16 protein-coding genes, 1 tRNA gene and 1 other annotated feature are annotated in these 21,478 nt (G+C 50.0%); of the genes, 15 read left to right on the top strand and 2 right to left on the bottom strand.

Annotated features, from left to right (window positions below):
* The first annotated feature begins 217 nt into the window (after positions 1–217).
* Positions 218–1,027 carry a hypothetical protein gene (locus FYJ51_RS13450; RefSeq protein ID WP_205946123.1) on the top strand — a complete coding sequence of 270 codons (810 nt, stop codon included), beginning with the start codon at positions 218–220 and terminating at the stop codon, positions 1,025–1,027.
* A 64-nt stretch (positions 1,028–1,091) separates the two neighbouring features.
* On the opposite strand, the gene FYJ51_RS02130 is transcribed toward FYJ51_RS13450, so the two are convergent.
* Positions 1,092–1,180 (bottom strand) — tRNA-Ser (locus tag FYJ51_RS02130).
* 32 nt (positions 1,181–1,212) lie between these two features.
* Between FYJ51_RS02130 and FYJ51_RS02135 the strand changes: the two genes are divergently transcribed.
* The 9 genes from FYJ51_RS02135 (at position 1,213) to FYJ51_RS02175 (ending at position 14,768) form a co-directional block, all read left to right on the top strand.
* On the top strand, positions 1,213–2,727 hold the full coding sequence (locus FYJ51_RS02135) for a TldD/PmbA family protein (RefSeq protein ID WP_235897196.1): 1,515 nt from the start codon (positions 1,213–1,215) through the stop codon (positions 2,725–2,727).
* A complete protein-coding gene (locus tag FYJ51_RS02140) occupies positions 2,727–4,007 on the top strand; it encodes a metallopeptidase TldD-related protein (protein ID WP_154502708.1) in 1,281 nt (426 codons plus the stop codon). Before FYJ51_RS02135 ends, FYJ51_RS02140 begins: the two co-directional genes overlap by 1 nt.
* A gap of 143 nt (positions 4,008–4,150) precedes the next feature.
* Positions 4,151–5,917 carry an ABC transporter ATP-binding protein gene (locus FYJ51_RS02145; protein ID WP_235897197.1) on the top strand — a complete coding sequence of 589 codons (1,767 nt, stop codon included), beginning with the start codon at positions 4,151–4,153 and terminating at the stop codon, positions 5,915–5,917.
* A 2-nt stretch (positions 5,918–5,919) separates the two neighbouring features.
* Positions 5,920–7,740 carry an ABC transporter ATP-binding protein gene (locus FYJ51_RS02150; protein ID WP_154502714.1) on the top strand — a complete coding sequence of 607 codons (1,821 nt, stop codon included), beginning with the start codon at positions 5,920–5,922 and terminating at the stop codon, positions 7,738–7,740.
* Positions 7,741–7,893: 153 nt separating this feature from the next.
* Positions 7,894–10,011, top strand: coding sequence for a peptide ABC transporter substrate-binding protein (locus FYJ51_RS02155; RefSeq protein ID WP_154502717.1), 2,118 nt, complete (start codon positions 7,894–7,896; stop codon positions 10,009–10,011).
* Between the two features lie 231 nt (positions 10,012–10,242).
* Positions 10,243–11,727, top strand: a complete 1,485-nt coding sequence (locus FYJ51_RS02160; protein ID WP_154502720.1) for an ABC transporter permease — start codon at positions 10,243–10,245, stop codon at positions 11,725–11,727.
* Positions 11,727–12,662, top strand: a complete 936-nt coding sequence (oppC, locus tag FYJ51_RS02165) for an oligopeptide ABC transporter permease OppC (RefSeq protein WP_154502723.1) — start codon at positions 11,727–11,729, stop codon at positions 12,660–12,662. Before FYJ51_RS02160 ends, oppC begins: the two co-directional genes overlap by 1 nt.
* A gap of 14 nt (positions 12,663–12,676) precedes the next feature.
* Positions 12,677–13,756, top strand: a complete 1,080-nt coding sequence (locus tag FYJ51_RS02170) for an ABC transporter ATP-binding protein (protein ID WP_154502726.1) — start codon at positions 12,677–12,679, stop codon at positions 13,754–13,756.
* On the top strand, positions 13,746–14,768 hold the full coding sequence (locus FYJ51_RS02175) for an ATP-binding cassette domain-containing protein (protein ID WP_328597260.1): 1,023 nt from the start codon (positions 13,746–13,748) through the stop codon (positions 14,766–14,768). Before FYJ51_RS02170 ends, FYJ51_RS02175 begins: the two co-directional genes overlap by 11 nt.
* 58 nt (positions 14,769–14,826) lie before the next feature.
* Here the strand turns inward: FYJ51_RS02175 and FYJ51_RS02180 are convergent, their stop codons facing one another.
* Positions 14,827–15,189, bottom strand: coding sequence for a DUF1622 domain-containing protein (locus FYJ51_RS02180; protein WP_205946124.1), 363 nt, complete (start codon positions 15,187–15,189; stop codon positions 14,827–14,829).
* 96 nt (positions 15,190–15,285) lie between these two features.
* Between FYJ51_RS02180 and FYJ51_RS02185 the strand changes: the two genes are divergently transcribed.
* The 5 genes from FYJ51_RS02185 (at position 15,286) to ileS (ending at position 21,026) form a co-directional block, all read left to right on the top strand.
* Positions 15,286–16,341: a M42 family metallopeptidase gene (locus FYJ51_RS02185; RefSeq protein WP_154502732.1), complete on the top strand. Its 1,056-nt coding sequence runs from the start codon at positions 15,286–15,288 to the stop codon at positions 16,339–16,341.
* Positions 16,342–16,422: 81 nt separating this feature from the next.
* The gene (locus tag FYJ51_RS02190; protein ID WP_105303009.1) at positions 16,423–16,851 is read left to right on the top strand and encodes a cell division protein SepF; all 429 of its coding nucleotides are present in this window, start codon (positions 16,423–16,425) and stop codon (positions 16,849–16,851) included.
* A 16-nt stretch (positions 16,852–16,867) separates the two neighbouring features.
* Entirely contained in the window at positions 16,868–17,599 is a 732-nt protein-coding gene (locus tag FYJ51_RS02195; protein WP_235897198.1) for a YlmH/Sll1252 family protein, read from the top strand.
* Positions 17,596–18,078: a DivIVA domain-containing protein gene (locus FYJ51_RS02200; RefSeq protein WP_105303011.1), complete on the top strand. Its 483-nt coding sequence runs from the start codon at positions 17,596–17,598 to the stop codon at positions 18,076–18,078. Before FYJ51_RS02195 ends, FYJ51_RS02200 begins: the two co-directional genes overlap by 4 nt.
* Positions 18,066–18,262, top strand: a binding site (T-box leader). It overlaps the preceding gene by 13 nt.
* A gap of 40 nt (positions 18,263–18,302) precedes the next feature.
* Complete coding sequence (gene ileS, locus FYJ51_RS02205; RefSeq protein WP_154502735.1) at positions 18,303–21,026, top strand: isoleucine--tRNA ligase; 2,724 nt, start codon at positions 18,303–18,305, stop codon at positions 21,024–21,026.
* Positions 21,027–21,478 lie beyond the last annotated feature (452 nt).

Genomic DNA, 21,478 nt, shown 5'->3' on the forward strand with positions numbered 1-21,478 from the left:
AGTGTTTATCGCCCAGATAAAAGGTCACTCCGGGACTTTTCCTTTCTCAATTAATGCCCATTATAAAGAGCAGCCCAGGGACAAACAACCTGAGCTGAAGATTGACATCATATTAGAGGCGTAACACCTACAAATGAAATGGTTCTGTTTTTAATGATCATGCATGGTCAAGCGTAATGTTGTAAGATCAAGGTAGTCATAGAGGGGAAATGTGACAATGAAATTGAGTATCGGAAAAGAACTGCGTTGGATAGCTGCATTGTGTTTTCTCGTTCTCGGAATGACAGGATTCAGCAATGGTTCCTTGTCAGAAGAAATCCTCGGGATCCTGGGAACATTACTATTGCTGTTATCTGGTGGAAAGCATCATCGTATTCCAGACGGCAGCAGACTGATTAAATCGGTTCTCTGCATTACCTGCCTCTTTACCATGGCATGTGCAGGGCAGGCGGCTGATGCATCCGCAGCGATTGCACCGGAAAGCACTGCTGCCGCGACAGCAATTTCGCAGGATTTAGCAGCTGAAGAGAATAACGCTGAACCAGCTTCTGACACATTAGAAACTCCGACGCCTGAAACTGCTGAAGCATCTACGCCAGAGCCGACTCCAACACCAACCCCTGCACCTACCCCGACTCCCACACTGTCACCTACTCCTATCCCAGAGCCGACACCAACTCCTACTCCGGAACAGACTCCGACCCCGGATGACTGCGGATGGGTATCAGATGCATCCTATGTTCAGGGAGGCTATTGTTCCTATCACCCGGAATGGTATTCCGATGCGGATCGGGTTCAGACGGAGACTTATACTGAGCAATCCGGAGGCGGTACAAGCAATTTCCAGACCTATGATGATCCGTATGCTGGAAGTGCTCCGTATATCGGTAATGCCAATTCCAGGAAGTTCCATTATTCCTGGTGCAGCAGCGTCTCTGATATGAAGCCATCTAATCGAGTGGAATTCTACAGCCGGGATGATGCAGTAAATTCCGGATATGTCCCATGCAAGAGATGCAATCCGTGAAAATATAAGGAAAGTCTTTCTATAATAAAACCGCTCAGAATAAGAATTCTGAACGGTTTTTAAATGGCGGAGAAGGAGGGGTTCGAACCCTCGCACGCTTGCACGTCTGCTGGTTTTCGAAACCAGTCCCTTCAACCACTTGGGTACTTCTCCGTGTGCCTGTTGATTATACCATAGCTGGAGGAATGGAGGTACAAGTTTTCAATCCGGATCCTGAGTCAGAACAGATCCTGGAATATATGTTAAGATCACTGCTGAAAGGATTGAATATGAAAGTTCATTTTTCAGATTATCTTACCCGGATAGCTCCGGGGATCCACAAGCTGATCAGCCTTCTGGAGGAACATTATGACTATGTAAGCGTGCTTTCGTCTGATTCTGTCGGGTTTCAGGCATCGATCATGCAGAGATCGAAGCAGATCAGCCACCAGACATTGACGACGGAGCGGGGAAATACGGTACGGGTATGCAGGAATGGCCTGTACAGCGAATATGCATTCAACGACTTTGATCCGGAACATCCGGAGGTAATGGAAGAGAAGATCTGCAGGAATCTGGATCGGCAGCTGGAACTGCTGCAGAAGACGGGAACTGCTGTCTATCAGACACCGGTGATGGAAGAAGAACCGCTGCAGTTTTCTGCAGAGATGGAAACAGAAGAAATGCCGGAGAACTGCGATCTTGAGAAACTGGTGAAGTTCTTCAGCAAGCTGAGTGAGGAAGGTGTTTCTCATCCGGATATTGTCGAATGCGTGGCAAATGCTTCTTCAACCCATATCTCGAAGATGTTCATGAGCCAGAAGCGGGATATGCGGCAGAGCTATGTGATTTCAGAAGGCATGGTTGCTGCAATCGGCATGAGAGATGGAAAGAGCGTTCAGGGCTATTCTGCGGTCAGCGGAAGAAAAGGACCGGAGATTTTCAGAGGCATGGATCAGTGCCTGAAGGAAGCGCTGAAGCAGGCAGATGAACTGCTTGGAGCTGAAACGGTGAAGCCTGGCATGTATGATGTGATCCTGTCTCCGGAGGTATCCGGGCTGATTGCGCATGAAGCATTCGGCCATGGGGTTGAGATGGATATGTTTGTGAAGAACCGGGCGCTTGGCAAGGATTATATCGGGAAGCGGGTAGGTTCTGATCTGGTTACCATGCATGAAGGAGCTGCGGTTCTGGAAGAAGTTTCTTCGTATGCGTTTGATGATGAAGGAACGCTGGCTGGAGATGTGGTGGAAATTGATCATGGCATTCTGAAGACCGGCGTATGCGATGTATTGAGTGCACTGCGTCTTCATACGAAGCCGACAGGAAACGGAAAGCGGCAGAACTTCGAACATAAGGTTTATTCGCGCATGACGAATACGATCTTCGAGGGAGGAAATGATTCCATGGAAGATATGATCCATTCGATTTCTCATGGCTATCTTCTCTCTGGCATGTATTCCGGCATGGAAGATCCGAAGCACTGGGGCATTCAGTGTATTGTGCAGAGAGGATATGAAATCAGAGATGGAAAGCTGACCGGCAAGGTATGCGGACCGATTGTGCTGACCGGATATGTACCGGATCTGCTCGGATCGATCTCAATGGCTGCGCATGATGTGCAGGCATTCGGTTCGGGTTATTGCGGCAAGGGCTATAAGGAGTTCGTCAAGGTTTCTGACGGCGGTCCTTATCTGAAGGCGAAAGCGAGGTTAGGCTGATGGATGAGAAAATCCTGGAATTGCTGAAAGAGTCCGGTGCAGCTGGCTGGGAAGTCACGGATACGGTGAAAGAAGGATGGGAGTTCTATTTCATCCGTCATGAACTGGATCAGAACCGGATTGTGGATACCGAGCATGTAACGGTATGTGTGTATGAATCAATCGGAGATGGAAAAGAAGTTGGTTCTGCAAGAATGGAGATTCCGGCTGGTTCGGAAGAATCAGAAGTCAGAGATATGATCGCGCAGCTGCGCAGAGAAGCATCGCTGGTGAAGAATCCGTACTATGAGCTTCATCATCCTGGTTCTGGTGTACCGGAATCTCAGAAAGCGATAGATCCTGCGGTGATTGCAGAGGATTTCATCCGCACGATGACAGAACTTCCGGAGACGGAGAGTGAGGATATCAATTCCTATGAGATCTTCACGAGCTCGATGAAGCGGAGATTCATCAATTCCAATGGAATTGATGTGACTTCGGTGTATCCGGAGTCAATGATCGAAGTAGTTGTCAATGCCAGAAAAGACGGACATGAAATCGAACTGTACCGGAACTATACGTCCGGAACGTGCGATGCAGAGATGCTGAAGAAGGATCTTGCAGAGACGATGCAGATGGGCAGAGATCGTCTGAATGCAGTATCGACGCCTGCTCTTGGATCTGGCGATCTGGTGCTGGCTGGTCCGGATGCAGCAAAGATCTATGAGTATATGACGGCTCATCTTTCTTCAGATTATATCTATCGGAGGTTCTCAGACTGGGCGATCGGAACCGAAGCAGTGAAGGAAGTAAAGGGAGATCGTTTCACGGTGAAATCGGTAGCTCATCTGAAGAACTCTTCGCATAATACCGGATATGACAGCGAGGGTGCAACCGTCAGAGATCTGGTGCTGATGAACAACAATGTGCCTGAGGCGTACTGCGGCAGTCAGCAATGTGCATATTATCTCGGGCTGAAGGATTGTTTCCGGGCTCAGAACTATGAAATCTGCGGCGGAAGCAGGTCGGCAGAAGAACTGCGGAGCGGGAATTATCTGGAGGTTGCGGAGTTCTCTGATTTCCAGGTGAATCCGATGACTGGTGATCTTGCTGGTGAGATCAGACTTGGCTACCTGCATCAGGATGGCAAAGTAAAGATTGTCACCGGGGGCTCGGTTTCCGGAAATATGCATGTGCTGATGAAGGAGATGTATGGTTCGAAAGAACAGCGTCAGTACGATACGATGGTGATTCCGGCAGTCACGCGGCTGTGCCATGTGCAGATTGCCGGTGCAGAGTAACCATCAGGTTGACAGAGTCAGACTTCGTGTCTGACTTTTTGCTTTGCGGGAAGTGATTCTGTATTGATCGTGCAGATTATGCTAAATTAGGTGCTATGAAAAAAAGTGAGGGGAAAAAGCTCCGCTTTCCGAATAAGCGGAGCATGGTCTTGTATTTTCTGTCAGGCTCGGGAAAGTATTTTGCCGCGAGTCTGATTTCAGCATGTCTGGTAACTCTGCTTGACATGGTCAATCCGAAGATCATCGGTTTTACGGTTGACTCGGTGATCGGTGACGAGCCGGCTTCGCTGCCGACGTTTCTGGAGCAGCTCTGGGAGAAAGCAGGCATGCATGGACCGCATGTGCTGATTCTTGTTGCGGGTCTGGTCGTGGTGCTGGCACTATTAAGGTCCATGTTCCGGTATGTGTTCCGGCTGATGAATTCGAAGGGCTCGGAAAGGTTTGTGAAACGGATCAGGGATCAGGTATTCGCACATCTATTGAATCTTCCGGTGAGCTGGTATTCGGATCATCAGACCGGCGATATCATCCAGCGCTGCACCTCAGATGTGGAGACGATCAAGATGTTCCTGCAGGAGCAGCTGACCTCTTTGTTCCGGATCGTGCTGATGATCGTGATGTCGCTCTGCTTCATGGCGGGAATCAGCGGCCGGCTGACGCTTTATGCGGGTCTCTTCATTCCAGTGATCATCGGCTACAGTATCTTCTTCTACTATAAGATCGGTGCTTCATTTGAAAAAGCAGACATCGAAGAAGGAAAGCTGTCAGCCATTGCCCAGGAGAATCTGACGGGCGTCCGGGTTGTGCGGGCTTTCGGCAGAGAGCAGTATGAGAAGACGAGATTTGCGAATCAGAATGATCAGTACACGAAGTTCTGGATCAGACTGATGAAGTATCTTTCGGTGTTCTGGTCCTGCGGCGATCTGTTTTCCTATCTGCAGATTCTGACGGTGCTGTCGGCTGGTGCGGTGTTCTGCGTGCATGGCGAGATGACGGCGGGCAGCTATATTGCGTTTCTATCCTATAATGCGATGCTGACGTGGCCGGTGCGTATGCTCGGCAGAATCATTGCAGATCTCTCCAAGACCGGAGTTTCCATCGACCGTATCCGGGAGATCATGAATGCGGAAGAAGAACAGGATAAACCAGATGCACTGACTCCGGATCTGCTTCAGGATATCGTCTTTGATCATGTCTCGTATCAGTATGAGAACGGAGCCGGAGAGATTCTGGATGATGTGTCTTTCACTGTGAAGGCTGGTTCTACGGTTGGCATTCTCGGCGGCACCGGGTCCGGAAAGTCGACGCTGATGTATCTGCTGGATCGCATGTATTCGCTCTCGAAGGGGAAGATCACAATTGGCGGAGTGGATATTGCTGATATGAAGGCATCCTGGGTCAGAACCCAGATCGGAATGGTGCTGCAGGAGCCGTATCTGTTCTCGCGCACGCTGTTTGAGAATATCCGGATTGCCAAGCCGACCGCGAATCTGAAAGAAGTAAGACAGGCTTCTGAGATTGCTGATCTGGATGATACGGTGGAACACTTCACAGATAAATATGAGACATTCGTCGGAGAAAGAGGCGTGACGCTGTCCGGTGGACAGAAGCAGCGGACGGCGATTGCGCAGATGCTGATCCGGAAGCCTCCGATCATGATCTTCGATGATTCGCTTTCCGCAGTCGATGCGGAGACGGATGCGAAGATCCGTACCGCGATTCATGAAAGCAGCGATACTTCAACCGTGATTCTGATTGCACATCGGATCACGACGCTGATGCAGGCAGATCAGATCATCGTGCTGGATCAGGGCAGAGTTGCCGAGCAGGGAACGCATGAGCAGCTGCTGGAGAAGAACGGCATCTACCGGAAGATCTATGATCTGCAGATGCAGGGACAGGAGGGCTGATCATGAGCGAGAAGAAAAAAGAAGAGCAGGTTTCTCTTCCGTTCTTCGGAATTCCGAAGCTGATGCCCTATGTGCGTCCTTACCGGAAGAAGCTGATTGCGATGATGATTCTCGGACTTGCCGCATCGGCAATTGACTCGGTGTATCCGCTGTTCAATCAGTATGCACTGAATCATTTCATCACGCTGAAGACGCTCGATACGATGCCGCAGTTCATCTGGCTCTATATTGCTATTCTCGCAGTGCAGGTCATCATCAATCTGATCAGCACTTTCTGGGCAGGCCAGATTGAAATGAGTGTGGACCATGATCTCAGAGATGCAAGCTTCAGCCATCTGCAGACCCTGTCTTTCTCTTATTTTAATCAGAATAATGTCGGGTACATTCATGCAAGAGTCATGAGCGATACCGGCCGGATCGGAGAAATCGTTGCCTGGCGGTTCATGGATCTGATCTGGAATGGATCGTATCTGATCTTCGTGCTTGTGATCATGCTGAAGATGAATGCAAGGCTGACGGCGTGGATCGTGCTGCTGGTACCGATTGCAGTACTTCTGATCAGCTGGTTCCAGAAGCGGATTGTGACTCTGAACAGGCGGATCCGGGAGATCAATTCGACGATTACCGGGAATTTCAATGAGGGCATCACCGGCGTACGTTCCATCAAGACGATGGCAGTGGAGTCGGTGATCAATTCGGACTTTCAGAAGGATTCCGAGCGCATGCGGAAAGAGTCCGTGCATGCGGTGCATTACAGTGCACTGCTTTCAGCAACGATGGTGCTGATGAGTTCCATGGCACTTGCAGTTGTGCTGTGGCGAGGCGGCATGATCACAGCAGAGCAGGTGATGTCGATCGGAACGCTGTCAGTGTTTATGAGCTATGCGCTGAATCTCATGGATCCGATTGAAGCAATTGTGCAGACGATCTCTGCACTGGTTGCTTCCCAGGTGAATATCGAGCGGTTCACGAAACTGATGAATACCGCTTCTGATGTCGCAGATTCTCCGGAAGTGATTGAGAAGTACGGAGATACGTTCCATCCGAAGAAGGAAAACTGGGAACCGCTGCATGGTGATGTTGAGTTCCGTGATGTGACATTCCGGTATCCGGACGGAACGGAGAATGTCCTCGAGCACTTCAACCTGAAAGTGCCGCAGGGGACCAATGTGGCAATTGTCGGGGAGACCGGAGCAGGCAAGAGCACATTAGTCAATCTCGTCTGCAGGTTCTATGAACCGACCAGCGGACAGGTGCTCATTGATGGAAGAGATGCCCGAGAGAGAAGCCAGCTCTGGCTGCATTCCAATATCGGCTATGTGCTGCAGACGCCGCATCTGTTTTCCGGAACAGTCCGGGACAATCTGCGCTATGGAAAACCGGATGCGAGTGATGAAGAGATCATGAAAGCATTGCAGATGGTTTCTGCGGACTTCGTGATCCGCAAGATGGATCATGGCCTCGACAGTGAGGTCGGCGAAGGCGGAGATCTGCTTTCAACCGGGGAGAAGCAGCTGCTGTCATTTGCCAGAGCATTGCTAGCTGATCCTCGGATCCTGGTTCTGGATGAAGCTACTTCTTCGATTGATACCGTGACAGAAAAGGCAATTCAGAATGCCATTTCAGCAGTCACGAAGGGAAGGACTTCCTTTGTGATAGCTCATCGTCTTTCCACAATTGTTGATGCAGATGTGATCCTGGTCGTGAGGGATGGCAAGATCATTGAGCGTGGAACACATCATGAACTGATGAGACAGAGAGGGTACTACTATAGTCTTTACACGCGTCAGTTTGAACTTTCGGCACCGGATCTGGCAGAATAAGAGAAAATGTGTTTTCTGTAAGCAATGAAAATTTCCGGATAAAAAGTGATGCAGATGTGAAAAACGTGAAAATTCTGTGAAATGACAGTGTTGTTTTCTTGAACACTTTAAGCTAAACTCAAACCATAGCAATTGAATCAGGAGGGAAAAGCTATGAAGAAATTATCTGCAGTTCTGCTTTCTGCGATGATGGGTGTCACTCTGGCTGGATGCGGCGGATCTTCCGCTGCAGCAACAGCAACAGCGTCGGCAAACGCTTCCGCAGCAGCAAGTGCAAGCGCAGGCACCGAGGAGTACATGTCCGATACTGCAGCCGCTGACATCAAGCTGGCTGACACGGACAATCTGACCGAGTACACGTCGTATCAGATCCAGTCGATGGATTATCTGGTTACAGCACTTGCTGAAGACCATGAATACAATGCAAACTTTGTGGATGGTCTGCTCGAGAATGATACGTATGGCAACCTGGCACCGTGCCTGGCTACCAGCTACGATGTCAGCGATGATGGTCTGACTTACACATTCCATCTGAGAGATGGTGTCAAGTGGGTTACCAACACTGGTGAGGAATATGACACGGTAAAGGCGGATGACTTCGTTGCCGGACTTCGCCATGGTGCTGAATTCAACAGCGGTACCGCATGGCTGATGCAGGGTGTCATCAAGGGCTATTCTGATTATATGGCCAATGGTGATTACTCGGATGAGGCATGGGACAAGGTTGGTGTCAAGGCAGTCGATGACCTGACTCTGGAATATACGCTGGAAGCTCCGACGCCTTACTTCCCGTCCATGACAACTTATGCAGTTCTCTATCCGGTCAACCGTGAATTCCTGGAATCCCAGGGAACTGGCTGCAAGCTTGGTGCTCCGGATCAGACTTCCTGCTCCTTCGGAACAACGGATGCTGGTTCCATTCTCTACAATGGCGGCTACATTCTGACTTCCTATGATCTGGAATCTTCCATCGTCATGACGAAGAATGACAGCTACTGGGATGCTGATCATGTCTACATGAAGACAGTCACGAGAATCTATGATGATGGTTCTGATCCGTATTCTGCTATCCGTTCCTTCGAACAGGGGATCTATGCTTATTCTCCGATCTCTGCTCAGTGGGAGAACTTCGATGAGTACATGACGAAGTATGCAGGATATACCACAGAATCTCTGCCGAACTCTTCCGTATTCGGAATTGTCTTCAATATGAACCGTGTCACGTTCGACAACACGAACTATGCAACGGATACTGCAGAAGCTGAGCGTACGCACAATGCAATTCTGAATGAGAACTTCCGCAAGGCACTCCGTGCTTCCTGGGATCGTACATCTTATCTGATGGTTTCTGCTCCGGAAGATCTTGCTAAGGGCATGCTCCGCAATATGAACAACTTCCCGGATGTCGCCCGTACTTCGGATGGAACTGCCTATGGCGATCTGGTAACGCAGGCTTATGATGCTCGCACTGGTACGGATATTGATCTGTCCGATGGTCAGGATCCGTTCTATAACAAGGACGAAGCTCTGAAGTATCTCGAAGCTGCAAAGGCAGATGGTCTGGACATCAGCGCTGACAAGCCGATTCACCTGGATATGCTTGTAATTGAGACCAACAAGAGACTGGTTGACCAGGCACAGTCTCTCAAGGATTCCGTTGAGTCTGCAACTGATGGTCAGATCGTGATCGAACTCGTTATGAGAGATGAGGATACGGTCAAGAACATTGCTTACTACAGCAACAGCCCTGCAGAAGCAGATTATGACATCTCCACCTTCACCGGATGGTCTCCGGACTATGCAGATCCGAAGTCCTTCGTTGATATCTACAGCCCGGTTTCCGGCTACTACATGAAGTCCATGGGTCTGACCGATTCTTCTCAGACTGCAGATGCAGTAAATGAGGGCGATCCGGTCTATGGCTCTGATGATGATATCAAGGAACAGGTAGGTCTTGCGGAATATGAAGAGCTCTACCGCAAAGCAGATGCGATCTATGATGATCTCGATGCTCGTTACAAGGCATTCGCGGAAGCAGATGCAGAACTGGTGGACAAGTGCTTCTTCATTCCGGGCCAGATGCAGTCCAGAACCGTACGTGTGACGCACGTTGTTCCGTTCAGCCGTGTCTATTCTTCTACCGGACTTACCGAGTACAAGTACAAGGGACTCAAGCTCCAGGAAGGCCTTGTAACCACTGATGATTACGACAAGGCTTACGAAGACTTCCAGACAGGCGGAACCGCAGCAGTTCTGACTGGCACAAACTGAGAAGCTTCTGATTAAGCACAAAGAGAGGCAGAAATGTCTCTCTTTTCTTTTCAGAAAATGCATAGTGTATTTTCAGAATGAGTGGACAATCTCATGAAACCTGACAACCGGTTCATGGCATTATGAAACAGGTATGATATAATAACAAAGCACATTTTCTTTAATAATGCCTGTTTCAGGAGGGGATCAGACATTATGAGATGATTTGCAAGGAAAAGGAACGGATTTGGTATGGCTAAGTATATTCTATCGAGGCTGCTGAGGTCCATTGTGGCCTTATTTGCAGTGATGTCGATCATTATCGTCATGATCTTCACGCTGATTCCGCGCAGCAAGGTTTTTGACAATGATCCAGCTTTCACTAAGATGAAAGGCGAAACCAAGACGCTGTACATGCTGCAGAAGTACGATCAGCTCGGTTATCTGGATTATCAGCGGAAGAGCGATTTCTGCCAGACGATATACGGAGAGGGTACAGAGAAAGCTGCTGCTTGCTCAGTGAACGGTTCCCAGGAGCAGACAGACGCTATCGCAGCGATGGAAGCGAAAGGATATGTCACTGCCAAGCAGAAGAATGGCGATCCGTATGTGACCCATGATTACAACTGGCTGGAACTGCTGGGACATTATTATTCCCAGATGCTTGAGTTTGATCACCCTGGTTATATTCAGGACGATGAGAATCCGGATCTTGCAAGAGGATATTCGATCGGAACCAACCCCTATAATGGAACTCCTGCAATTACGTGCTCCGGTTGCAATTATAAGTATCAGATCTACTTTGACGCGAGCTTCCCATTCATTCATCAGAACTTCTTCCACTTCAATTTCGGTACTTCCTATCCGACGAACCAGGGCCTTGATACGATTCAGGTGATTTCGGAAGGACAGGGCGAGCTGAAGACGGTCACGCAGACCTTCGAAACCGGACTTTCGGAAGACTCGGCTATTATTCAGACAACCTGCCGCTACAAGGCCTCCCCGGATCGTCTGGATGCCAAGAGATTCGCTGACCATTATGCAGACTGCGAGTCCAGCTATACGCAGCCTTCCATGATCGCGACGTCCTACATCATGGGAATCATCTCCCTGATCATCGCATATGTGTTCGGAGTTCCGCTGGCAATTGATATGGCCCAGCATAAAGGAAAATTCCGCGACAAACTCGGAATTGCTTATATCAACATTCTGATTGCAGTTCCTTCTCTTGCCTTCATCTTCTTCATGCGTTCGATCGGCACACTTTTCGGACTCCCCGACAAGTTCCCGCAGCTTGGCTTCCAGGATGTGCGTTCGTGGCTCATGCCGACGCTGATTCTGGCCTTGCTCAATACGCCTTCCCTGATGATGTGGGTAAGACGCTATATGATCGACCAGGTCAATGCGGACTATGTCAAGTTTGCACGGGCAAAAGGTCTTTCCCAGAAGGAAATCTTCCGCAAGCATATTCTGAGAAATGCAATCATCCCGATTGTGAATGGAATTCCTTCTTCAGTGATTCTCTGCATCTCCGGTGCATTCATCACTGAGTCAGCATTTGCAGTTCCGGGCATGGGCAAGATGCTTCCGGATGCGATCACGAAGATGAACAACAATATGATCATCACACTGACGTTTATCTTCACTGCCTTGTCCATTCTTGCCGTACTGCTTGGTGACCTTCTGATGACGCTGGTGGATCCGCGGATTCAGCTGACTGCGAAAGGAGAAGACTGATGTCTGAAATGAATGTAAAAGATGATCGCTTTACCTTTCAGAAAGCTGATGACTCTGCTTCCGAGCATATTTCCGCCCCGAAGTACAGCTACTGGAAGAGTGTATTCCGCCAGTTCTTCCGTTCTAAGCTTGCGATCATGCTATTGGTTGTCGTTATTGCAGTTGTCCTGCTTTCCATCTTCCAGCCGATGTTTTCAGGATATTCTCCGATGAAGACTCCGAACATCAATAATCAGGCGATGAAATATATCCGTCCGAACTCCACGTACTGGTTCGGAACTGATGATAAGGGGAACTCTCTGTTTGATGCCGTCTGGGCAGGTACCCGCAATTCTCTGATCGTTTCCTTCTCCGCGACGGCGATCACCGTCCTTGTCGGTGTTATCGTCGGCATGTGGTGGGGCTTCTCGAAGCGTGTCGATGCAGTCATGATCCAGGTCTATAACGTCCTTGCGAATATTCCGACCACGCTGATTGCAATGGTCCTGGTATATGCACTTGGTTCCGGCATGGGGTCTCTGATCTTCGCACTTTCGATCACATCCTGGGTCAGCGTTGCTTACTTCATCCGCGTGCAGGTCATGATCATCCGCGACCGCGAATATAACCTTGCAAGCAGATGTCTTGGCACTTCGACCTGGACGATGATCACGAAGAACATTCTTCCGTATCTGGTTTCTGTTATCATGACGGAAATCAGCCGTGATATTCCTTCGTTTATTTCCTATGAAGTATTTCTCTCATATCTCGGAGTCGGTCTTGGCAGACAGTATGCGTCTCTGGGTCAGATGATCCGTGACTATTCGCCATATCTGGTGTCTACGCCGTATCTGTTCTGGATTCCGGTCACAATTTCCGCAGTGATTTCAGTTTCGCTTTACATCGTCGGCCAGACACTTGCGGACGCAAGTGATCCGCGTACGCATATGATCTGAGGAGGCAGGGAACGATGTCAGAAAATAAAGAAAAAGATATCATCCTGTCAGTCAAGGACCTGCAGGTAAAGTTCCAGGTGCGCGGCCGCGTGCTGACAGCAATCCGTCATATCTCCATGGATTTCGAGGCTCATAAGGTTGTTGCGATTGTCGGTGAATCCGGTTCGGGCAAGTCGGTATTCACGAAGACCTTCACCGGCATGCTGGATGCAAACGGCTCAGTTTCCGGCGGTGAAATCTGGTTTGAGGGAAAGGATATCTCCAAATTCACGACCGATGCACAATGGGAAACCATCCGCGGCGTCAAGATCGCTACCGTTTTCCAGGATCCGATGACTTCCTTGAATCCTGTCCGCACGATCGGCGACCAGATCTCTGAAGTCATCATCAAGCATCAGAAGAAATCCAAGGCAGAAGCGAAAGCAGAAGCCATCGAGCTGATGACAAAAGTCGGTATTCATGATCCTGAGCTTCGCTATGATGAATATCCGTTCATGTATTCCGGGGGCATGCGCCAGCGGATTGTCATTGCCATTGCGCTCGCCTGCCATCCTAAGATCCTGATCTGCGACGAACCGACGACGGCTCTGGACGTCACGATCCAGGCACAGATCATTCGCCTGATCAAGGATCTGGCAGATGAGTACGGATTCACGACGATTTATATCACGCATGATCTCGGTGTTGTTGCAAACGTTGCTGATGTGGTCGCGGTCATGTATGCAGGTCAGATTATCGAATACGGTAACGTCGACGAGATCTTCTATGATTCCAGACATCCGTATACGTGGGGTCTGCTGTCTTCGCTGCCTCAGCTTGGCCAGAAGGGTGAAGAACTGTTTGCGATCCGCGGCACCCCGCCTTCTCTGTTTGAAGAGATCAAGGGAGACGCCTTTGCGCCGCGCAATAACTATGCAATGAAGATCGATTATGAAGAAGAACCTCCGTTCTTCAAGATCTCGGATACGCATTATGCCAAGACATGGCTTCTGGATCCGAGAGCTCCGAAGGTTGAACCGCCGGCTGCGGTGAAGAATCTTCATCAGCGCATGCTTGCACTGACATCGAAGGGAGGGATCTACGGTGACCGATAATAAGCATGAACAGCTTCATGTTCCGGCTGATGTGAAGCCGATGTATGACGAGAACGGCAGAGAAATCCTGGTTGATGTCAAGCACCTGGAAGTCACGTTCCACAATAACCGCAAGCATCGCTTCCGGGCCGTCAAGGATGCCAACTTCCGGATCTACAAAGGCGAAACATTTGCTCTGGTAGGCGAATCCGGTTCTGGCAAGACGACCATCGCCCGTTCCATCATCCGTCTGAATGAGACAAGTGACGGAGAAATCCTGTTCAAGGGCAAGAAGATCAATACCCGTCTGTCCAAGGAAGATCGTCAGTGGGTGGTCCGCAATATTCAGATGATCTTCCAGGACCCGGCTGCTTCGCTGAATGAGCGTGCAACCATCGACTACTGCATTTCCGAAGGTCTCTATAACTTCCATCTATACAAGGATGAAGAAGACCGGGAACGCAAGGTGGATGAAGCTCTCCGTTCGGTCGGACTTCTGCCGGAGCACAAGTCCCGCTATCCTCATGAATTCTCCGGCGGCCAGCGTCAGCGTGTCGGCATTGCCAGAGCCATGGTCATGGATCCGGAATTCATCATTGCCGATGAACCGATTTCGGCACTTGATGTCTCGATTCGTGCACAGGTTCTGAATCTGATGAACCAGTTCAAGAAGGAACACAACTTGACTTATATGTTCATCGCGCATGATCTCAGTGTGGTCCGCTACTTCGCAGACCGGATCGCTGTCATCCATAACGGACGCATCGTCGAAGTCGCCCCTTCTGATGAGCTGTTCCGCTATCCGCTGCATCCGTATACGCATTCTCTGCTTCAGGCTGTCCCGATGCCGGATCCGGAAATCGAGAAGGCAAAGCAGATCGTGATCTATGATGAGTCAAAGCGCGATTTGTCCGGCGAGAAACCGAAGCTGCGCGAGATCCGCCCAGGCCATTACGTATTCATGAATGATCGTGAGAAAGCTGAATACGAGAAGAAGCTTGAGGAAATGGAGAAAGAACCGATTATCGAGTAAGAGAAAACGTCCATCCGGACGTTTTCTTATACCCAAGTAAAAACCGAATCGGATAAAGCTATTTCATGACAGACGTTTTCTCATCGGAACCTTCGTTCATGATTCCGTTTTCTTTCTTCTTGTGACGCATCTCCATGCTTGCTTCAAAGCCGAGGGCAGCTCGCAGGGCGATGATGCATGCGAGTGAGATGTAGTCTTCGACATCATAGGCAATCGTCGTTTTCAGCACTTCGCCGCACATCAGAAATTCAAGGGCGGTGGAAATTCCTTTTTCCAATGAAACTCCTACTTCTTTCTCACGGATCCAGAGAAGCAGGGAGTTGATTGCGGAATAAAGCATCACGATGATTGCGGTCAGTTCAAGGCAGACGGAAGAAATGTCTACCAGCTGTCTGAGAAAAGCGTTCAGTGCATCAGCCATATCAGTTTGTACTCCTGTATTCGTTTTCATTGTACCGTATCTGCCCAAAGAATTCCTAGGTGTGCAATAATAGCTTAAAAGTTCTGGAGGAAAACTATGGAAGAGATTGAACGGATTATCGCATTATCCAATGCCTTCGGCCCGAGCGGTTTCGAAGACGAAGTCAGCGACCTGGTGAAAGATGAGCTGTCCTGGCTGGAACCGGAAGAAGATCATATGCGCAATGTGCGTGCCGTGCTGAATCCGGATTACTCCGGCAAGCCGAAAGTCATGCTGGACAGCCACCTGGATGAAGTCGGGGTGATTGTGCAGGCAGTCAAGCCTGACGGAACCATGAAGTTTCTGAAGATCGGCGGAATATCTGATAGCTCTTTCCCTTCCAGCAGGTTCAGACTGCGCAACCGTGATGGCAAGGATTATGCGGCGATTGTTGCCGCAAAGCCGCCTCATTTCATGACGGCGGCAGAGCGTCTGCAGCCAGTGTCTTTCGATCAGATGGTGCTTGATGCGGGCACCTGCAGCAGAGAAGAAACGGAACGGATGGGGCTTGGAATCGCAAGCCCGGGCGTTCCGGATGTGACATGCACGTATGATGAAGGAAGACAGCTGTTTGAAGGCAAAGCCTTTGACTGCAGAATCGGAGTTGCGGCGGAGATTCAGACGCTGGCAGAGCTTCAGGGAAAAGATCTTCCTTGTGTCGTGCAGGGAGCTTTCTCGGTTCAGGAAGAGGTAGGAGAACGCGGCGTCTATGCAAACTACAAGGCACTGAAACCGGATGTCATGATTGCCTTTGAGGGATGCCCTGCAGATGATACGTTCCAGGAGCCTTATCTGGTGCAGGCAGCGCTAAGGAAGGGACCGATGCTGAGACACTTCGATGTCTCAATGATCACGAACCCGCATTTTCAGAAGCTGGCACTCGATCTTGCTGTGGAGGAAGGCATTCCCGTGCAGGAAAGCGTACGCTCCGGGGGCGGAACAGACGGCGGCAGAATCTATCCGGAAGGGGTACCTTCCATCGTGATCGGCATCCCGGTCCGCTATATTCATTCAGGCAACTGCTGGTGCACGTATCAGGATTACCGGGCAGCGGTAGATCTGGCGGTGACGCTGGTTTCCCATCTGGATCAGAATACAGTTGATTCACTCTGAAACCGCATAGCAAAGCCATTCGGCAGATTGCCTGCACCTTGATAGAATGCTATAATAACCACGGTTGCAGGAGGCTTTACTATGGGACTGAAAGATAAATTATTCAACTTCGTCGCACCTGTCGATGAAGATGAAGACGATGATGAAGAAGAAGAAACTGAAGAAGAACCGGAATACAGGCAGAGTGAGACAAGACCAGTGAGCCAGTACGAGAGAACGAAAAATCAGAATGTCAGACAGGTATCTGCGGATACCAAGATGGTGCTGTTTGAACCGCGCAGCTTCGAAGAGGCTGAAGAGATTGCAAGACATCTCAAGAGCCGCAGAGCCGCAGTGGTGAATCTGCATCGTCTGCAGAGAGACTATGCCCAGAGAACGATTGATTTCCTGACGGGTGTTGTCTTTGCGCTGGATGGAACGATTCAGAAGATCGGCCATAACGTGATTCTCTGCACGCCGAAGAATGTCGGAGTGGATGGAGCGATTTCGTTAGACAGCGATGATGACTGATGAGAGAGAGGATGCTTTGATCCGTCTTCGTGATCTGCAGAAGCAGAGCGAACGCCGGCACATGCATGAAGAATCCTTCTTCCTGAATGAAGAAGAACTTGCCTCAGTTCAGTCAGAATTTCCCGAATCCGCATTGATCAGATATGACGGCGGATATGAGGGAGCTCGGAAAAAGAAAGTCATCTTTCTCAGAGATGAGGAGGATGACTTTTCTGATATTGTCTGCCTGAAAGCAGAGACAGATCAGCGCTTCCGCACGATCGGTCACCGGGATATTCTCGGTTCACTGATGAGTCTGCAGATCGACCGGCATAGTTTCGGGGATTTCTGGATGGAGGAGAACTGCATCTATCTGTATACCTCGGATCAGATGGGCAGGTTCCTGGAAGATAATCTCACCCGGATTTCGAGGCTGAATGTGTCGTTTCACCGGATTGAGGAACATCCGGTGCAGGTGTTCTATACGAAGAAAGTTGAAGCGGTAATTGCCAGCGAGCGGCTTGATGCGATCGTGGCTTCCCTGGCTCATTGTTCGCGGAATGAAGCCAAGGAAATGATCCGTCAGGGCAAGGTTCAGATCAATCATCGCGTTCTTGAAGCACCCGATAAAATGTGCGATAATGGCAATACGATTTCGATCCGGGGGACCGGCCGTTTTACGTATCAGGGGGTCCGGAATCACACGAAGAAGGATCGGATCGTAGCAGAATTCCTGCAGGACATCCAGGGAAAGGAGCGTTCGTCATGACAGCACCGAGACCGACATTCAGAGTCATGCGCAATGGGTATGATCGGTTTGCGGTGGATGATGCCATGGATCGCTATGCGTCTGAAGTGGAGAAGCTGCAGAAACAGGTTGAGCTTTATCAGAAGCAGCTCGAGGATGCGGAAAACCGCATGAAAGAGCTTCAGCGGCAGTATGAGGCACTGGAGAATTCTCTGGAAGCTCAGAAGCAGGCGGCTGACAATATTGCCAGGCTGTCGCTTCGGGAAGCCAATGAGATCATCGACACTGCCCAGAAGAATGCTGACTCGATTATTCATGAGAGTCTGGTGACTGCTCGTCTGATCCTGACGGATCTTTCCAAGCTGTATGGTGATGCAGACACGGTCAGAGATTCGACGAAGAAGAAGCTGGAGGGAATGATTCAGGAACTGGATGAATTCCGGCTTCCGAAGATGCCTGATCTGCGCTGGCTGAATGAAGCTGAACAGAAAATGCATTGATTGAGGACGTGCTCCTGTCTGAAGTCGTTATAGAGAGCTGCCGTATGGTGAAAGGCAGTACGCAATGGCATCGGAGACATCACCTCATGAGCATTCGCATTCTCACCGCGTTAAGGAGAGATTTCAAGAGGGCATGGCTTAAGCCATGAACTAAGGTGGTACCGCGCTATTAAGCGTCCTTAGAAGAGAAGGGCGCTTTTCTTATGTGCGTCCGGAGGGAGACTATGGATTATAAAGATACACTGAACATGCCGTCTACCGATTTCGAGATGAGAGGAAATCTGGCCAAGAAGGAGCCGGGAATTCTGAAGCAGTGGCAGGAACACAACTACTATCAGAACCTCCTGAAGCATCATGAGGGACAGAAGTCCTTCGTTCTGCATGATGGTCCTCCTTATGCCAACGGCAACCTGCATGCAGGAACTGCTATGAACCGCTGCATCAAGGATTTCATCGTCCGTACCCATGCCATGAGCGGCTATTATACCCCGTATTTCCCGGGCTGGGATACGCACGGACTGCCGACTGAGAATGCCATTCAGAAGCTCGGCGTCGATCGCAAGAAGATCCCGGCAAGCGAATTCCGCAAGAAGTGTGATGAGTTCGTTCATACCCAGATTGCCCAGCAGATGGAAACCGAGAAGCGGCTTGGTCAGATTGCGGATTATGAACATCCGTATATCACGCTGGACAAGCACTTTGAAGCACGCCAGATCCGCACGTTTGAGAAGATGGCACTCGATGGACTGATCTTCCAGGGACTCAAGCCGGTCTACTGGTCGCCGTTCAATGAGACTGCAGTCGCGGATTCCGAGATCATCTATAAGGATGTCAAGGATGCGACCATCTATCTGCGCTTCCAGGTTGCGGATGGAAAGGGAATCCTTGATTCAGATGATTACTTCGTGATCTGGACCACCACGCCGTGGACCATCCCGAGCAACGAGGCAGTCTGTCTGAATGAAGCGTTTGATTATGCGGAAGTGCAGACGGAAAAGGGCAAGCTTGTATTCCTTGCGAAGTTCGTCGATCAGCTGCTGGCCAAGTTCAATCTGACCAACCAGGGAATCCTCCGTACGTTCAAGGGAAAGGAACTGGAAGGCATCACCTATCACCATGTCGTCTTTGCGGATCGCGAGTGCCCGGTCATCCTCGGCAATCATGTTGAAGACCAGGATGGTACCGGCGTGGTTCATACTGCCGGCGGCCATGGTCTCGATGACTTCCTCGTCTGCGCGAAGTACGGACTGGCTCCGATCAACACGGTTGATTCGGTCGGCAATATGAATGAGAATGCCGGCAAGTATCAGGGCATGTTCTTCGAGGACTGCTCGAAGGCAGTGATTCGTGATATGAGCGAGTCTGGTGCTTTGCTGGCGGTAGAGAATATCGTCCATGCATATCCGCATGATGATCGTCTGAAGAAGAAGGTCATCTTCCGGGCTGTGAAGCAGTGGTTCTGCTCCATCGACAAGATCAAGCCGCAGGTACTGGACCAGATCGACAATCATATCGTCTGGCATAACAGCTTCGGCCAGAAGCGCATGCATAACATGATCCAGGATCGCGGCGACTGGTGCATTTCCAGACAGCGTCTGTGGGGTGTTCCGATTCCGATCTTCTACAACGAAGATGGTTCGCCGATCATGGAGAAGGAAGTATTCGACCATGTGGCTGATCTCGTTGATGAGTACGGGTCCAATGTCTGGTTCGAGCGGGAAGCGAAGGATCTTCTGCCGGAGGGCTATACGAATCCGAAGTCTCCGAACGGAAACTTCACGAAGGAAAAGGACATCATGGATGTCTGGTTCGATTCCGGATCGTCCTGGAATGAACTGATCGCAAGAGGTGATAAGTTCCCGTGCGATATGTACTTCGAGGGGTCTGACCAGTACCGCGGCTGGTTCAATTCTTCCTTGATTGTCTCGACTGCCGTCAATGGCTTTGCACCGTATAGAGAAGTGCTCTCTCATGGTTATGTTGTCGATTCCAAAGGCGAGAAGATGTCGAAGTCCCAGGGCAATGTCGTCAACCCGATGGATATCATCAATAAGAACGGTGCGGATGTATTCCGTCTGTGGGCGATGACGAGCGACTTCAAGGCTGATCTGAAGCTCGGCGAGTCCAACATCAAGCAGGTCAGCGATCAGTATCGCAAGATCCGTAATACCTTCCGTTTCCTGCTCGGCAATGTGAATCCGCAGGATTTCGATCCGAAGAAGGACATGGTTCCGTATGAAGAGCTGGAGCCGGTAGATCAGTACATCATGGTGCTGCTGGATGAAACGGCAGAAGAAGTCAGAAAAGATGTTCTGGACTATGACTATGTAGCTGCTTCCAAGGCGCTCATGAATCTCATGGTCAATGAGCTGAGTTCCTATTACTGTGATTTCACGAAGGATATCCTGTACTGCTCCGAGAAGAATGATCATCGCCGCCGTCAGGTGCAGTCGGTCTACTGGAATGCCGTCGACAGCCTGGTAAGGCTCTGGGCACCGTTCCTCGTCTATACGTGCGAAGAAGTCTGGATGCACTTCAATGATGATTCTGCTGAGAGCGTGCACTATACGGAGTTCCCGGAAGTGAAGCATTATGCCAATGCAGAAGAAGTTAAGAATACCTTCACGGAACTGATGAACCTGCGTGATGATGTGAACCGTGAACTCGAGAATGCCCGCAATGCCGGCATGATTCATTCGAGTCAGGAAGCTCAGGTTTCCATCACCTGCACAGAGGCAGATAAAGACCTGCTCGAAGGCACGCTGCCGGAGGTTGCTGCCCAGTGGCTGATTGTCTCCAAGGCAGTCGTTACTGCCGGAAGCGAGCGCAAGATCACGATATCTCATGCCGAAGGAACCAAGTGCCCGCGCTGCTGGAATTACAGCACAGAGGCCGATGAGAATGGTCTCTGCCCGCGCTGCCATGAGGTGATGAGCCATAAGGCATAAGCAATCATTAATGTTTCCATGGAAGATAGTCTGTATGGGCTGTCTTCCTTTATTTATGAATTCACTGCTGAAATTAGGTGACGCCTTTTACGTATGGGAAAAGCGGCGTACCAGATGATTTGAGATAAGGCGACAGTGTGGTGAGATGCAGAGATTAATTGCACTGAATTATGCCGGCCCGGGTGGGGAATAACGCTGAAGTCCTGACCAAAAAGAGTTATGCCACCTCGTAAGCATAGTTTTTTTGTGCGCTTAAAGGCGGATTACTCTTTCCCAGGAAGCTCTTTCTGCCTCTGCTTGCCCCATTCCACGTTTGCCTTCATTTCTTTCTTGTATTTTGAGTAGGTGTGGGTCGCTGCCAGGCTCGTTATGCATTTCCTTATCGTTAAAACGGGCCGCCAAAAATTATCAGGGGCTGAATCACGATGCCCTTCTTCTCTTTGGACTTCTTC

It is taken from the genome of Stecheria intestinalis (assembly GCF_009696165.1).
GTDB lineage: Bacteria > Bacillota_I > Bacilli_A > Erysipelotrichales > Erysipelotrichaceae > Bulleidia > Bulleidia intestinalis.